We start from the raw sequence: 16510 nt of genomic DNA, 5'->3' as shown, positions 1-16510 counted from the left end.
TTTATGGAATTTGATGAATTGCATTGACTGCATTGATGATCACAGAGGATGCTTTGTTGATTTCTGCTTTAGTTGTAAATTTACCAATACCAATTCTTAACGAACCTTCAATTATATTCTCTGACAGATTCATCGCTTGTAGAACGTGAGAGGGTGCAACAACACCCGATGAACAAGCCGCACCTGTAGAAATCGCTAATTGGTGGCGCACTCTAGCAATGATGGCACTATTCGGAATGTCAGGGACAGAAATATGTAAGTTACCTGATAAACGGTTGTTGATGTCTCCATTCACCACTAGGTTAGGAATATTTGATTGTAGGACGTTTTGTAGTTGCGATCGCAAAACTGCAATGTTACTTTCATCTGTTTCTATCTCCGACTGTCTCAATCTGCAAGCTTCCCCCAACCCAGCGATTCCGGGGACGTTGAGTGTACCTGATCTGAGTCCCTGTTCATGTCCTCCACCGTAAATCATCGGTGGGAGATGATGATCTTTTTTAATCACTAATGCACCAACGCCTTTGGGTGCGTAGAGTTTATGTCCAGAAATAGCTAGATAGGTGATACCCCAGTCTTGAAAGTTGAGGGGAATCTTCCCGACGGCTTGGGATGCGTCGCATAAAAAAGGGATATGGTAGCATGAGGCGATCGCGCCAATTTTTTCTATGGGGTAAATTGTCCCTACTTCATTGTTAGCCGCCATCAGACAAAGTAAGGAAGCCCCCTCACAGCAGACTTTTTCTAGATGTTCTAAATCAATCTGCCCTTGTTGATTGACTTTTAACCAAATAATTTCAATCAGTCCTTTTTTAGCTAAGGCTTTGCAGGTATCTAAAACGGCTTTGTGTTCAACTGGGGAAACAATGATTTTAGCGGGGGTATTTTGTTGAGAAATATGTCCTTGAATTGCTAAGTTAATGCTTTCTGTTGCACCTGATGTAAAGATAATTTCTTTGGGGGAGGCGTTGATTAATTCTGCTATTTCTTGACGTGCTTGTTTAACTGCTTTTGCGGCTTCGTCCCCATAACCATGATCTACACTATTCGCATTACCAAAGGCGGTAGTCATATAGTACATGACTTTCTCGGCTACTCTGGGGTCAACGGGTGTAGTTGAGTGATAATCGAGGTAGATTATGTTGGTCATTTTTTTAACGCAGAGTAACGCTAAGGACACGCGGAGGAACGCAGAGAATTATCATAACAACTCTCTCAACTCTCTGCGTCTCTGCGCCTCTGCGTGAGCTTTAATCTTACTCATTCTCTAAAAACCTCCTAGCGACTCTTCCCCAATCAATGCGGGTATCTTGAGCATTATCTTTAAATTTACCATCTGGCTGTTCATCTTCATATCTTGCCCATGCCATTAGGAGTAATTTTAAACCATCTAAAGAGTTAACTAAGCGAGAACGTAAGGTATCTATATCGGCTTTATCTACATCTTCTTCTAAGATTTCTACTAAGTTTTTATAAGCTGGATGATTGGTATTAAGAGTAACAATAATTGCTCCACCTCTAGGTTTAACTGAGAAGAAAGCAGGTGTATCAAGTGGAGATTCGACAAAGGTATACTTTAAACCGTCATCTACTGTTGTGGCGGCTAATAATTCGGCTTTGCTTTCAGTTACTCCGTCTTCTTTTAAAGTTTCTTTAATTACTTTTTTGCGTTCTGCTTTGGGTAATTGTTCATCTATATCACTTTGACCTTTGTAACCCTGTGATTTACGTTCTTGAGTAACTGTAGTTGCTACTTTTTCAGGTTTATAAGGGTCATGGCGTTTTTCAGTTGCGGTACGAGTGCCTTTGGTTTGGTTTTTAATTAAGCGACGAATTAAACTTAGTTGACTACTGATTTTATGGGCTAATTCCAATAGAGGCAGTTTTGGATCTTCATCTTGAAGTAATTCTTCTTTGAGTTGAGCAACAGTTTTACTTTCTTCTAATAAAGATTCAATATCGAGTTGTAGAATCTCTCCAAAATTACGGGCTGATTGTTTGTTATTTGTGACTCCAAAAATATCATCAAGAGATGGTGGAAATTCTACTTCAATCCCCCACCAACGTTCTGTAGGGTCGTAATTATTGACTAGGTTTTGGTCTAATTCTAATTCTCGTCCCGCACGCACTACGGAAACTCCCAGATTTTTGGCGGCGTGTTGTCCATGCGGTAAGCTACCGGGATTTTTTCCGGGTTCAGCTTGACGCGCTTCTTCTTTGGCGTAGGAGAAACGCACTTTGACATCATGTTCTTTGTCTTTAAAATTAATTTTATAAGTGGTTTCATAAGATGTATCTCCTTCCCAATGACAGAACATTGCTTGATTATCAAATGGTTGAGGACAGGAGGTTTTTTCTATTAGATAACCTGGGTCATTAGGTAGGGCATATTTTTCTACAATTAAGCTATATAAAGCATCTAAATCAAAGGCTACCATACGGATTTTAACTTTACCGCTATTAATAAATTTGCGATACATTCTGCCAATCACAAATTCAGAATTATCAATAATTGCTTTGCCAGTTCGCCACATACAACGGTCGATGTTTGACCATACTACTAATGTGCCACTGTCACCAAATTTATGACCGATATTTCTCCAAGTCATGGGGATTGGTTGAGGTGTCGGTTCTGGTACTTCGGTCATCTGCCGAGTTTTAATTTCATTTAAATCAAGGTAACTATGCAGTGCAGTTTCTATGCCATTTTGCCATGACCAGACATCAACTCTCTGACATTGAGAAATAGAAGACGAGGGTAAACCCATACCAAAACGACCGATTCCGGTGTGTTTATCTTCATCTAAATGAGTACCATTACCAAATTGCAGGGCGAGACGTAAGACATTCGCATCCATCCCACAACCATTATCTAACACAGCGATTTGTTCAATTCTTGATCGCCTCCTCACTTCCCCCTGTTCTTTCCGTTCCCCACAAAGTAACTCTACTTGCGATGCACCGGCTTGAATGGCATTATCCATTAATTCGGCTAAAGCATAGGCGGCGTTTTTATAACCGTTATCCCGCATGGCTTGGACTGCGAGGTGAGTCGGAACGATATCATGGGCGTTATTCATGGGTTTTCCTCCAAACGTCTTCCCAATTGTGGAAGGCTGATGCAACTGAACCAAAACCAGGGAGTTGGCTATCGACAACGGTGACTATTTCGGCTGTAGCATTACCCCCGGCTTTGATTCCTCTGATGGCGCGTCCTACCATTTGGCTGTAGAGAACAAGGGATTTGGTAGGACGGGCGATAACAGCAGCACTGGTTTTAGGTGCGTCGAAGCCAGTGGTTAATACGCCGTAGTTACATAAAATCTTGGTTTGGGTTTGTTGGTCTTTAAAGCTTTGAATCAGCTTTTCTCGTTCCGATTTGGGGGTTTCACCTGTCACCGCATCAGCATTCAAGCCGCGTAAACGCAAAATGGAAGCGATGAGTTTGGCGTGTTCCACGGAGGTATTAAAGACGATGATGCGTTGATGATGTGGGGCGAGTGCTTCCAGTTCTAGGATGATGCGGAGGTTGCGTTGTTCGTCTGCGGCTAACCGATTGAGGATATATTGGGGAATGTCTAAGTCTGTATGAATGCGCTTGAGGTCTTGGGGAGTTAGTTCAATGCCGTTTTCGTAAAATAATGAGCGATAGTTAACTTGCGCTAGGTATTGTTGATCTACGAGATAATCAATGGGGTTGTCATAACCGGGGATTTCTAAGGTAACTTTTTGGTGGGCGAAGAATTTAGCTAGTTGTGCATCGGTGTTAATATCCGCCCAAGTGCGTCCGGGTGTGGCGGTTAATCCTAATAAGGCGGTTTTTTCGTAGGGGACGACGAGGGAATCTAAAACGAGTTTATAGGTTTCGGCTACTGCTTGATGGGCTTCGTCGATAATTACTAATGAACAACGCACACCCAGTTGATTAATAAAGCGAATACTCTTTTTGGCGGCGTGATAGACTTTGGCTAATCCTGCTACTACTAAGCCATCTTGCGCTTGTGTTAAATCTAACTCATGGTTGCCCCAGAAGCGGTAAGTTGAGATGGTGCGATGGCATAACCGCCCAGCGTAGCTGATCGCCTAAACTGTCCCAGGCTTTTTGAAATTCTGTAACCGCTTGTTCGCAAAGTTCTTCACTGTAGGCTAACCAGATTACTAATGTGGGTTCATTGTTTCTTACGTGTAAACCCAATTAGGGCTAAAACCTTGCAGAGTTGCTAAAGAAATTAAAGGTTTTATAGTTTTTTCATAAGCATTAATGAGGATTTCTAAATTTAATAATTCGTCTGGTTGATCAACTTTCAACTCTGCAACAAAAGTCTCAATATCATTTGACCATTTTATTTGAGAAACACTTTGCTTATAAATCGTTAAGCCTAAATGTTGTAATGTTACGAAATCAAGAAAATATTCTTCTGATGGTAAATTATTAGATTTAGAAGAATTAACAGATTTTGTTGTTGGAATCAAATTCCATAATTGATCATGAGCTACAAAAGACCAAGGCAAATAATGATCTAAAGAAATTTCCTTCTTATTTAGTTGAACTTTTGAATAAATACATTCAATACCTCGATATTCTAAAATAGTCTTCCAATATTTAGTTTGATTCGCTAAAGAATCTCTGTCTTGTGGCATAAATAATTTGTTAACCACATTAGGAGTGCTAGGGTTTCTCTGCTGCATATAATTCAACCATTCCCAAGAAGCCCACCCCCTAACTATTGTGTAATTTTCCTCTAAATAATGAATCCAATCTGGATGTAAAAGAATGGAATTACAATTTTTCTGATCTTCAGCGTTAAAGTAATATAAAGGCTTTTTAGTATTAAATTGATTATTAGCTAAACTCATAATAGTGGGATTAACATCATAATCTTTTAAGCCTCTCGTCTCTTGAGAAAAGAAAGGACGAATTAAACGGTAAGAAACATATCGACTAATAGAAATAACGATATCATCAATATTTTGATTATTAATAGTATTACGTAACAGCTTTTTATCTGTATCTCTAAATTTCAAAATCGGTTCTGTAATTTCTAGTTTAAGAGAATCTAATTTATTAGGAATTTGGTCTTGTGTTCCAAAAGAAAGTTTAAAATAGTTGTGAGTATACCAAGCGTTCGCTAACATCTCAACAATTATCTCTCGAAAACTGATCGTCGATAGATTCTCAAATTTTCTTCTTTTTATAATATCTAATAATGATAAAAAATAAAGATACTTGTAGGAATTAGTTCTTGAATCAAATAATCCTGCTAAAGCTGAAATATTTAAATTATCAGAATTAGGTAAGTTATACATATTTAATTTATATTTTAGAGTCAAAACTCAAGATTTGACTTTTCACAAAATTACAAATGACAAACTAAACAAGGTAAATCATCTTTTTCTTGATTTAAACTTTTTTCTAATGCTTCAGCCAAATGAGGATTAAAAGCCGTCTTTTTCTCTTTAGCCATTAACTTTTCATGTTGAGCAATAATTTCATCCTTGCGTGCTAGAAGCTGCAATAAACTTTCCCCATCAGTCCAAGTATAGGTACGACCATCAGCATGATTAGATTCATACTCAACAGCCTTTTGAAATAAATCAGGATGTTCCTGCGCCAACATTACCCATTCATACTTGCGTTGGAAGAAACAGAAAAAACACCCAGAACGACTGCGCCAGCGATAATAGTCAGGGAGTCCAATTCCACTTTCTTCTAAAAGCCGAATAATATCAGCCCTAACTAAACCCTTCTCCTTAAAAGGAAACACAGGTTTAATATTAGGTTTAGTGGAGATATAACCATCACGGTTTTCATCAGCACGGATACCAACATAACTAATAGCCTCATCATCCCCCACAAAATCCTCCAACGGCTTAATTTTCATCTTCACCGTACACCAACGCATTTGGGGGGAAGGTAACAAACCATCATGAATCGCTAACCAATGGTCAAAACCGCGTTTATCACTGAGATAATGAATTTTAATCCCCAGACGGGCTTTAATGCGGTCAAGATAATCGTAAGTTTCTGGTAATTCTTTATGGGTATCACAAAAAAAGTATTCCATCTCTGGAATTTCCTTATGCAGCAATACCGCTAAAGCCGTGCTATCCTTTCCCCCAGAAAGCCCCAATATGTGTCTAACTTTTTTCTCTGCCATCCTGGTTTTTAGTGCGCTTAGGCAAGTATATTAATCGTACTAATATTTTAGCAAATATGCAAAGTAAATGTGTACTTTTTTAAGATTAACCTGAAAAAACATTAGTAGATTTACTGATATCATTAGCTATTTATCCACTAACTAATCACGTTATTATACTTAACTTAAAATTTATGATCTGCCAATAAGGTTTAGTAGAGCTAAAAACCTTAATTTGCCTAGAGAGTTTTTTGAGTGTCAACAGCGATCATAGATATCGCTGCTCTTTTAGTTGCGATCGCATTGCCGAATTTTGGCATAATAACACGGTTACACATCAAAAATATTGATATATAAGCCAAAAAATTAATTTACGAGTTCTCACATTGATTTACGACTCGTAAACTTAATTTATCAATCGTAAACTTGATTTCGGAGTCGTGAACTTAATTTACAAGTTGTAAACTTGATTTTCGAGTTGCAAAACTTGATTTACAAGTCAACCAATTTTAAATTTTAGTAGGAGCGGGTTCACAGATATCCTCAATTATTCACGATGATTCGGGTAAACCCGCCCCCACATCACTCATAACATTCAAATTAGATGACACGGTTCATACATGACAAATTCGCCAAAGATTATCTAGAAGAACTACTAAAAGATTACGGAGAAGTCAAAGCATCAGAAAAAGTCTCAGGAGAAATAAAAGAAATAGATGTTTTATTCACCCCAAATCAACAGCAAAAATCTAACTTACAAATCCTGGGTTTACTAGGAAGATTTGCCGAAAATCCAGCAATCATAGAACCCTTTCGCAATCCAGCTTCTACTGATGAAATATGTGATTGTATTCTAAAATTATTAGAAGTCAAAGCTTCACTACGACGAGAAGCTAAAACCAACAAAACCAAACTTCAAGACTCAGAAATTCCCCAATTGTGGGTTCTGACTCCCACCGTATCTGAAACTAGATTATCTAGCTTTGGAACTATGCAAAAACAAGATTGGTTATCAGGAGTACATTTTCTCCCAGATGCACTGCGGACAGCAATTGTAGCCATACATCAACTACCACAAACACCGGAAACATTATGGTTGAGGCTTTTAGGTAGAGGAAACGTACAGTCACAAGCAATTCTGGAATTGCAAGCGTTACCATTAAATCATCCATACCAACAAGCCACCCTCGAATTAGTTTACAACCTGCGCGAAAACTTAAGAATCAATCAAGAATTAGAAACAGACGATAGGGAGTTAGTTATGCGATTAGAACCACTTTATCAAAGAGATAGAGAACAAGCTGTCTGGGAAGGGAATAAACAAGGAGAAGAACGTTTAGTTCTACGTCAACTCAATCGCCGGATTGGGGAAATTAATCAAACATTAATAGAGCGCATTCAAGGATTATCAATTGAACAATTAGAAAATCTAGGAGAAGCATTACTAGACTTTTCTAACATTGCTGATTTAGAAACTTGGTTAAACCAACAACAAGAATAAACCATCAGAAATCAAATTTAAATTGTAGGGTGTGTTACGGCTGTGAAAGGATTTGGGAGTGTGAACAAATGATATCTAGCCGTAACGCACCACCATCATACGGTGCGTTACGCTTTGCTTGAACGCACTCTACTGGCTACTAATACTTTCACGAAACTTAGTAATTAAATCTTTTGGTTTCCCACCAGACATAACTAAATTGGCTAACAATTCCAAATCTAAATCTGGTAAAAGTTCACTTTTCATTATTTGCTCATACTTATTACCACGTAGATAATATAAGAAAAATTGATTATTCCGCCAAAACCAAACTTCCGGTACGCCTAAACCTTGATAAATTAATAAATCATCAATTCCGCCACTAGTTACAACTATTTCAATCGCCAAATCGGGAACAGCTTTTTCAGAATTAAAACAATAACATTCATCTGGTTCTATACCTCTATCGGCTACTTCTCTTCTAAAAGTAGTTGAGCCTAAAGGATAAAAATCAATCCCTTTTTCTAAAAAAAAGGTTTCTAACAATAAAGCAATAATTTTTTTATCGACCTCATGGCGACGACTAGGCGACATTATTTCTAAAGTACCTTCTAAATATTTAAAGCGATAATGAGAATTATTTTGACAACTTTTTAATAGTGTCTGATATATATCCCAGCTAATCCCATTCATCAACAAAATTTGGTCAGAATCAACGTTTTGTAGTTCTGAGTGACTTGTCAATTCTTCCCATAAACTCAATTTTGCTAGTAAACCTAACATTGTCACTACTCCAAAATCCTGTAGATTTATCTTAGCAATCACCTGCGGTAAGGGACTTCCAGATAAAAAAATATCCAAACTGTAGGGTGCGTCAGTGCGATAGAACCTAACTATACTCAGAAATTATTCATACTGACGCACCCTACCCAACCATCAATTGCGGATAATTTATTTTTTGGTGTGTCCTAATTAATGATTTACATCTAATTCACGCTCATCACGCAGTTCCTGCGCTAGTTCTGCAAACTCTTCATCTCCTTCAAACATCCCAATAAAGTCTATCCAGGGATTATTTGCTACTTCTAGCGTCACAGTTAGAGGATTCATAAATACTGGTGTTAGGTTCTCTTTCCTTATCATAATAAGTAGAACAGGGTAAATAATTAAAGGTTTGTAGTAAGAACTTTAGTTCTGAAATAAGGACTAAAGTCCTTACTACGAACTCAATCTTATTCTTTTTACATTACTTAACATAGTTTGGTTTTTTTAACTCGTTCTACTTACTTCTATTAACCGGCATTTTTCCCCGCTATTTCATCATTCCCCTTATCCCCAATCTGCGTCACCGTCTCTGGTAAATCAGCATTTAAAATGCGTTCACTCAACCTTGCTAAAATCGCTTGTCGTAACTGCTGTTCATCGGGTAATTCTGCCAAAATTTTATCAACAATCTTCTCAACCTGAGACTCTCTCTCATGATCTACCCATACCATGCGATGGATTTCCTGACCATCGGGACGAGTCATGGTAATGCGTCGCCCTTCAAAACCTTCCCCCTTGGCGGCGACTTCCTTTTGCAAAGCTTCCAAATTCTTAAACCGTCGCACCAAATCCGCTAACTTCATCTCAAACGCAGTTACATCATCATCAGTCCAGGATTCCGCCGGTTTATCTGCGACAATCATCACCAAAGCTTCCAACCATTGAGCATCACTCTTGCTTTCATCCGATGCGGCGCGAATAAAGCGTTTTAGTAATGGTTCAATACATTTTCCCGCCAAATAATTCGCCCTGACTCGCAAATCTTCCCTGAGTTTTGTTTCTGGACTTCTCACCCCAAAGGCTTCATAAATCAGTTTTTGACAATCACTCAATAAATGATCATAAGCTGTATGAATCTCTCTCAGGGCATGAACTAACTTAGTCCGTAAAGTTCTCGCCGTCACGCCATCATCCCCAGTTTCCGTCCCAATTGGGGGTAAATTACAAGCTGCTGGTAAAGCCTTGAACAACAATTCATCTGGTTCGACAGTCGTTTGCAATGCTTTTAAAATAGCTCTGGGTTCTGCTTCCAGTCGTCGGGTTTGTTTGGTATATTTAGGTAATTTCTTAACAAATTGATAAAGCGGAGTCACCACAGTTAACAACGTGGCGTTACGCACTTTACCCAAATTTTTTAACTGGGGATTGCGTAAAATTGCTTCTAATTCTTTGAATACTTCCGCCCTTAATCCGACGACTGCAAAATACTTCACAGCAAACCGTTCAGGATATTTGACTAATAATTCAAAATGTTCTGTTCCCAACACGGGAATAAATGTCCCGTCTTGATACAGTCCCAAATCATCAGCGTGATATAAAAGCACAGCCGCTAAAATCACGGGAATAGCACCCTGTTTTACACCAAATGGAGGCGCAGCTAAATGTTGATAGAGTAAATTAAATGTTTGGCTGGTTTCTGTGGCTGCTAAACAAAAATCTTCAACTGCTTCCCACAGAGAGTTTAAACCGGAATTGTCTAACGGTGGGTAAAAGTCCCAGTTATCATCTTCTTGACGGTGAATCCCTGTTTCCTCTAACAGAGAATAATACATACTCACTTCCGGGCCATATCCTTCTAACCCTAATCTCTCTTCATACTGGTGTTCCAACATCGCCTGAATCAACTCCCGTCTAGCTTTCGCGCCTTGGGAGGTTAAATCGCGGCGGTTGATTAATTCATTCCACAGAATGGTACTGCGATGGTAAGTGCGATCGCAAATTTCAGACAGCTTACTATTAAAGTCAGTAATATTATTGAGTGTTTCGATTTGCCCTTGAATCCAGCATTGCTGATTCACCCCAATACTAAAGCACTGATTCAGAGTTTCATCTAAAAATTCTTCCGCTTCTTGTAAGCGATAATTTACCTCTTTTCTCGCTACCCCATCACTTTGCAACTCTTTGGCAGTTTTTTTGATATTACTTAACGCCACAAATTCTAGAGTACGTATTCGCAATATATCTAAGCTAGCCGCAGTCAAAATCACCAATGGTTTACCGTCGCTAGTTATGGAAGGAACAGCACCAGGAACTGTTTCATCTACCCAATAACCGACAAACCCATCTGCATCAACACTACTGCAACTCAACTGGCTTAAATCTTGAGAACTATCTAAATAATGGCGTTCAAAATAACGCAAAGTCCCCGTTTTATAACTATGACGCTGCGCGACTAAAGGCTTGAGAGGACGGTGCAGAGATAACAGTTTAACTAAAGAAGTTCTCTCTTGTTCTATATATGTACTTAATTCACTATCCACATTAAAATCAGAACCTTGCCAAATCCGCAATTCATCTAATTGACGACGATGAGTAATCAGATTCTGTTTTAGTAGTTTATCAATAATTTCCTGCCAATAATTAATCTCGGCGGCTGAGGGTAAATTACACATTGCTAAACAAACTAAATTTCTTGTCGCCCTCATTGAACCTGTAACTGTAATTAGGTTTAAAATCCCAATAGTTTTTAGTACCCTGAGACTATCTTCTTCTAGGCGTTTAGCATCATTAATTAAATCTTGTACCTCTACCCATCTTTGCAAATTAGGACGAGAAGCTAAACCCATTCCCGCAGATTCAATAAAATAATCATAAACTTGATATGATTTTAGACAGGGTAAATTATAATTTTGAACTGTTTCTGAGTCTAGGAAATTCCGAAACGATAAAGGTTCACTACTAGTTAAAAATGTGAATAAAGAACGATCATTCTGAGCATACTTTTGACAGAGGCTTGGTAACACCAAAGCGGATAAAGGATGTAGGGGATAAACTTTTTTGATAACTTGAGCAGTAACTTCTTCATCAACAATGATTGATTCTAAATACTTACTCCACTCTTCCGAATAAGTATTAGTAGCACTTTTAATATTATCTGCTGCTGACGAATCAATTACTTCACCAATTAGACTCATCATTTGTCCAGATGATTCAGTAAAAGCAATATCCTCAAATCTTCCCTGAATTTTTGCCCATTCGTTGCGTTGAACATTTGCTAATCGTTGACTATACTCCCCAAAGGCTTGGTGTAAAATGCCTAAAATATAAATAGGAGTTTTGCTATTTTTTGGTAATTCAGCTAATTGTTGTAAAAGATATAAATCTTCATCCCCTTGAGCATGAGCAGCATACTCTAAATTTTTCCCTAGTTCATCAATAACCAGGAAAATACCCGTTTGAGATTCCTTGGCTAATTCCAAAACTAAATTCGGAATTTCTCTACTATCAACCTTTCCCCCATCATTAATTTCTGCTTCTAAATCTACCAACTGACGCACAACATTGATTTTGTTCTTTTGGCTGGGAGTCCAAAAATTATCAACGCCAGTTAATAAAGCTCTAATAATAGTATGACTAATCGGTTCTCTTTGTCCCGTAGCTACAGCCCTAATTAATCCTTTGGGGTTAAGTGTCTCTTGAATTAATTGATAGATATCACTATCTTTTCCTAATTTATTTTCAGCTATTGATAAAGCCTTGATATGTATTTTACTTTGGGATTTAGCAGTAAGGGAAATTAAGTAATGAGCAAAAGCCGATTTCCCAGTTCCATAAACACTAGTTAAAGTCCAAGCTCTATTTCCTTCATCAGCATTAAAACTATTTAAAATACGCTTGAGAGAATCAATTGCTCTTTTAGTCAGCACATAACCCTCTAAAGCTTCCACACTATCTAAATCTCTTTCTAAATTTATAGAACGAGAATAGCGACGCTGGAGATTAAAATAATGGGATAGCTTTTTGTTAGTCATAACTTCACTCATTTTTATTAATATTTATTGATAATATTTTTCTAAAATTTCTTCAGCTAGTATTTCTGGATTCTCAGGTAAAGATAACTGAATTAACCCGGCAGTATCTTCAAGAATTATCGTATCAAATTCTTTAGCAACTGTTTCAATAGCTGCACATAAAATACTTTCCGTTAGTTTAAATATCATCCCTGGACTACCTTCATCATAAAGTAATTTACGGATAGTAATTGTATTGTTATTACTGTCTTTATTTGCCCAACTAGCATATTCTAAACAAGTAGCCACTATTATTGATGCAGGTAAATTCACTTTTGCACCAATTTTAAACTGATAACTTTTCCCAAAATGCCGAATTAAACCCAGTTCATTAAAAGGACAATCAATAGAATCTTCAATTGGGGCATTATCTCTTACAAAATCCTGTGCTGCATACATTCTTAAAATACAACTTATATCTTTGATAAAAGAAGATTCAGCAACAGATTTATTGAAATTATCTTTATAATCTTTAAGTCCTACGAGAATATCTTCTTTCATAAAATCTAAATCTCGAAAAACATTAAAAACATAATACCAAGCAGCCGCTTCACAAGTGGGTTTTAATAAATTCCAATGTAATAACCATAATGAAGCCGGATTTTCTAAATAAGAGTCCCATCCGTTGTTTCCTAAAAGTTTTTCTCCAAATGGTGTTGGTGAGCTATTCTTATCAATAATTTTGAAAGCGGTACACCAATAACGAATAGCGCGTACCATGTTTTTCCCCACACCTAAACGTACAGGTGCATCATCTTGTAAGAAAATCCCCGGATTTCTCTTGGTTGCATCAAATCCTTTTTTCAACCAGCCAAAACGCGGGTGAAAAGTTTCATGGTTGGCAAATACTGGACTGACTGGATTTTCTTGATGTTTTAAGTCACGAGTAGTTTGAATCACGATAGGATGGCGATATAGTAGCAATTATCTTGTTTATTATGACTCAAAATAGATACAATTTAGTTAATTAATTCAAACACTAATAAAATAGAAATCATAGCAATAAGCTGATTTTTCTATACATTTGTTTAAATTAAGTAAACAATAATAGATTTAGTTAGTAGAAAATAAAATATCAACATACTAGTTTATGCCGTGTGCGACCTTCTCTCAAACCTAACCCCCAACCCCTTCCCTACAAGGGAAGGGGAGCAAGAATCAAAGCCTCTCTCCTTGCAGGCTACGGTGTACACACATCTTTATGCTGAGTGCAAAATGTGGCTTGATCCCCCTAACCCCCTTAAAAAGGGGGGAACTAGAATCAAAGTCCCCCTTTTTAAGTGGGTTAGGGGGGATCAAAACGATGTGGAATAAGGTTATCAGACTTGTGTGTACACCGTAGCCTTGCAGGGGAGAGGTTTGGAGAGGGGTTTCAAAAATAAGTTGCACATCGCGTTAGTTTTAGTCAGGGAACACCAAAACATAAATTATCCGCAATTGGCGGTTGGGTAGGGTGCGTCAGTATGAATAATTTCTGAGTATAGTTAGGTGATATTGAACTGACGCACCCTACAGTTTAGATATTTTTTTATCTGGAAGTCCCTAACCCTGGAACTGTAGGGTGCGTTGAGTGTTGTTTTACTTACGGCTAAATTTTATCCTTGCTAACGCTCAATTCCCTAAGTTGCAGTAACACAAACTACTTAATATTTATTGTAGATTTTAGTTAACAAACACTTACCAATCTACCAAAACGAGCGCGGAGGGATTTGAACCCCCGACCCACAGAACCGGAATCTGTTGCTCTATCCACTGAGCTACGCGCCCTCGTTATTGACTGATTATATCACGATATCAAACATTTGGTGTTACAGATAATCGGCTGGGTTGACTGGTGTACCATTGCGGCGGACTTCAAAATGCAGGTGTGGCCCGGTAGATAAACCAGTAGAACCGACGGATGCGATCGCCTGACCTCTTTGCACTGTTTGTCCTTCTGTCACATATAATTCACTACTGTGTCCGTATAGTGTAGTTATACCTCTGCCGTGATCGATAATTACTGTTTTACCATAACCACCATACCAACCAGCAAAAATCACCATCCCGGAATCGGCGGCGCGAATGGTACTTCCGTAGCTAGCAGCAAAATCTAACCCAGCATGAAAGCGGCGATAACCGAGAATGGGATGTACACGCCAGCCAAAGGAACTGCTTGTACGTGCATTGCTAGGAAGGGCAAATAATCCAGTACCGCCAATAAAAACGTTTTTGCGGTTATTGGCTTTAGCTTGCGCCTCCTCTCTGGCTCTGGCTTCTGCTACCTTTTGTTGAATGAGGGTTTCTAAATTTTGGGAATCTCTTTCTAGTTGATTTTGTGCAGCTTCTAAAGCTAGGCGATCACTATTTAGCCTTTGAACTAATTCTGATTGAGACTGTGCTTGAGCTTGGTAATCAGCTTTTTGTGATAATAATTGCTCTCTAATTAAAGCAACTTCGTTCTTTTGTTCTTCTAATTGGGTTTTTTGTTGATTAATCAGTGTGGCTTGAGTTTCGAGCTTCGCCAAAATTTGTTGGTCAGCCTGATACACTAACTTTAATTGATAGCGACGGCTGATAAAGTCGCTGATATCACGGCTTTGTAATAATACTGCCCATCCTTGACTGATTGGCGATCGCTGGAGATACCTTAACCTAGCTATGGTTGCTAATTGGCGTTCTCCATATGCACGTTCCGCCACATACAAATCAGCTTCTAGTTGCTGGAGGCGTTGAGTAGCAGCTTGTAATCGCGCCTCACTCTCTTGAATTTGGCTGTTGGTAGTTTGCAGGTTATTGGCTATCCCAGTCAGGTGATTTTGCGCCGCCTGTTGTAAATTAGTCAGGCGATCGCGTTCCTGAATCACATTCTGGCGTTCTTGATCAATTTGTTGCTGTTGTTGTCGGAGGTTGTTAACTGTTGGAGGTGTTGCAGATACTGGTAGCCAAACCAAAATCCAGCAAATTATCAGCAAACACCAGCACAATTTCCAGTGTCGAATCAATGGCGTTTTCATGCCGTTATGTTCAGCCAAGGGATTGCAAGCATAGATAACATTGTTCCCAAAACTGAAGAACATCTAACAGCAAACTGTCTGTGATCTGGATAATTTACGGTTTAGGTGCAGAATTTGGATGTTTTCCTGCGTAATAAACAACGATTTTTAACTGTTCTTGATTAGGAACGTAAAACACTCTGTCCCCTTTTGTCACTTCATATTCCCATGCACCTTGATAAAGTTTGCCCTTTAAAGGGCAAACACGGCCAGGCTGTCTAGTGGTTGGTGCGGTACACAAATCCTCATAACATCGACGTGTGTTTTCTGGATGACGCTGCATTAAAGCTTCCCAGTCTCGATTGACTCGACGATTTTTAGCTACTACTAACCAAGTGCTTTCTATCTCAGATAATGCAGAAGCCGTCAATTCAACTTCTGGTGGCTCTACATTCTCCACCTTGGCATTTTCTGCTGGATTGTCTGACATACTTTTATTCACACAACATTCTCAGCAGATGGCTTGGTTAACTGTACTTCATCTGTCTCAGCACTAAACGCTGCTGCGAGTTCAGGACTAGCGATCGCGATCGCACTCTCGTACCATTCATGAATAATCGCGTCAATCATCTCCCATGCTGTAGTTGAGGAATCTATTAACCGAAAAGCCTCACTGAGTTCTTTGATAAAGTCTTGCAGCTCATCTTGTTCAAATACACTCAGCCATCCATAGGGATGCTCAAAACCGATTTCTTTACCCAATAATAGGGAAAAAGCCACGGTTAATCCTTCAAAAACAGCTTTGCTCTGTGTTGCTGTCTTAACTAGAGAATTTACTTCTTCCCGACGCAACAACGCAAAAGACTGATCATTACGAGTAATTGTTACTGGACGTTCTAAAGCTTTGTCTAGAACTCGTCCAGGTTGACGATTCAATTCAGTGGCTGTAATTAGCTCATCTGAGTAAATATTTCCCAAATTCCCCAGATTCATAGGTTATGCGTTATCAATTATCTTTACGTATAATTGTACGTACTATTGATTTGGGGTCAATAGGAATGAAAACTCTCAAGGCTAATAACT

Annotated in this window: 14 protein-coding genes and 1 tRNA gene; 1 reads left to right on the top strand and 14 read right to left on the bottom strand. The window is 38.5% G+C overall.

The features are described 5' to 3' along the window. Position 1: 1 nt before the first annotated feature. From ACM0OR_RS00705 to ACM0OR_RS00680, 6 genes are all read right to left on the bottom strand, one after another. Positions 2-1150 (bottom strand): cysteine desulfurase family protein, encoded by a 1149-nt coding sequence (locus tag ACM0OR_RS00705; RefSeq protein WP_414574610.1) that lies wholly within the window; start codon positions 1148-1150, stop codon positions 2-4. Between the two features lie 106 nt (positions 1151-1256). Beyond that, a complete protein-coding gene (locus tag ACM0OR_RS00700) occupies positions 1257-3080 on the bottom strand; it encodes an ATP-binding protein (protein WP_414574609.1) in 1824 nt (607 codons plus the stop codon). After that, a complete protein-coding gene (locus tag ACM0OR_RS00695; RefSeq protein ID WP_414574664.1) occupies positions 3073-3939 on the bottom strand; it encodes a DEAD/DEAH box helicase in 867 nt (288 codons plus the stop codon). The genes ACM0OR_RS00700 and ACM0OR_RS00695 overlap by 8 nt, the downstream gene beginning before the upstream one ends. A 76-nt stretch (positions 3940-4015) precedes the next feature. Further along, positions 4016-4195, bottom strand: coding sequence for a hypothetical protein (locus ACM0OR_RS00690; protein WP_414574608.1), 180 nt, complete (start codon positions 4193-4195; stop codon positions 4016-4018). Next, complete coding sequence (locus ACM0OR_RS00685; RefSeq protein WP_414574607.1) at positions 4180-5307, bottom strand: HNH endonuclease domain-containing protein; 1128 nt, start codon at positions 5305-5307, stop codon at positions 4180-4182. Before ACM0OR_RS00685 ends, ACM0OR_RS00690 begins: the two co-directional genes overlap by 16 nt. Before the next feature lie 50 nt (positions 5308-5357). Then, positions 5358-6158, bottom strand: a complete 801-nt coding sequence (locus tag ACM0OR_RS00680) for a phosphoadenosine phosphosulfate reductase family protein (RefSeq protein WP_414574606.1) — start codon at positions 6156-6158, stop codon at positions 5358-5360. Between the two features lie 583 nt (positions 6159-6741). On the opposite strand from ACM0OR_RS00680, the gene ACM0OR_RS00675 reads away from it, so the two are divergent. Next, positions 6742-7638 (top strand): DUF4351 domain-containing protein, encoded by an 897-nt coding sequence (locus tag ACM0OR_RS00675; protein WP_414574605.1) that lies wholly within the window; start codon positions 6742-6744, stop codon positions 7636-7638. A gap of 129 nt (positions 7639-7767) precedes the next feature. Here the strand turns inward: ACM0OR_RS00675 and ACM0OR_RS00670 are convergent, their stop codons facing one another. The 8 genes from ACM0OR_RS00670 to ACM0OR_RS00635 form a co-directional block, all read right to left on the bottom strand. Further along, the gene (locus ACM0OR_RS00670) at positions 7768-8400 is read right to left on the bottom strand and encodes a Uma2 family endonuclease (RefSeq protein ID WP_414574604.1); all 633 of its coding nucleotides are present in this window, start codon (positions 8398-8400) and stop codon (positions 7768-7770) included. 189 nt (positions 8401-8589) lie between these two features. After that, on the bottom strand, positions 8590-8727 hold the full coding sequence (locus ACM0OR_RS00665) for a hypothetical protein (RefSeq protein WP_414574603.1): 138 nt from the start codon (positions 8725-8727) through the stop codon (positions 8590-8592). Positions 8728-8909: 182 nt separating this feature from the next. Beyond that, positions 8910-12413, bottom strand: coding sequence for a hypothetical protein (locus ACM0OR_RS00660; protein WP_414574602.1), 3504 nt, complete (start codon positions 12411-12413; stop codon positions 8910-8912). Between the two features lie 24 nt (positions 12414-12437). Beyond that, complete coding sequence (locus ACM0OR_RS00655) at positions 12438-13352, bottom strand: DUF4007 family protein (protein WP_414574601.1); 915 nt, start codon at positions 13350-13352, stop codon at positions 12438-12440. A gap of 794 nt (positions 13353-14146) precedes the next feature. Continuing rightward, positions 14147-14219, bottom strand: a tRNA-Arg gene (locus tag ACM0OR_RS00650). 41 nt (positions 14220-14260) lie between these two features. Next, positions 14261-15448, bottom strand: coding sequence for a murein hydrolase activator EnvC family protein (locus ACM0OR_RS00645; protein ID WP_414574600.1), 1188 nt, complete (start codon positions 15446-15448; stop codon positions 14261-14263). A gap of 94 nt (positions 15449-15542) precedes the next feature. After that, complete coding sequence (locus tag ACM0OR_RS00640) at positions 15543-15917, bottom strand: hypothetical protein (protein ID WP_414574599.1); 375 nt, start codon at positions 15915-15917, stop codon at positions 15543-15545. Between the two features lie 8 nt (positions 15918-15925). After that, positions 15926-16420 carry a hypothetical protein gene (locus ACM0OR_RS00635; RefSeq protein ID WP_414574598.1) on the bottom strand — a complete coding sequence of 165 codons (495 nt, stop codon included), beginning with the start codon at positions 16418-16420 and terminating at the stop codon, positions 15926-15928. Between the last annotated feature and the right edge of the window lie 90 nt (positions 16421-16510).

It is taken from the genome of Anabaena sp. CCY 9402-a (assembly GCF_963920945.1).
Lineage (GTDB): Bacteria > Cyanobacteriota > Cyanobacteriia > Cyanobacteriales > Nostocaceae > Trichormus > Trichormus minutissimus.
This window is presented reverse-complemented; position numbering and strand designations above follow the sequence as displayed.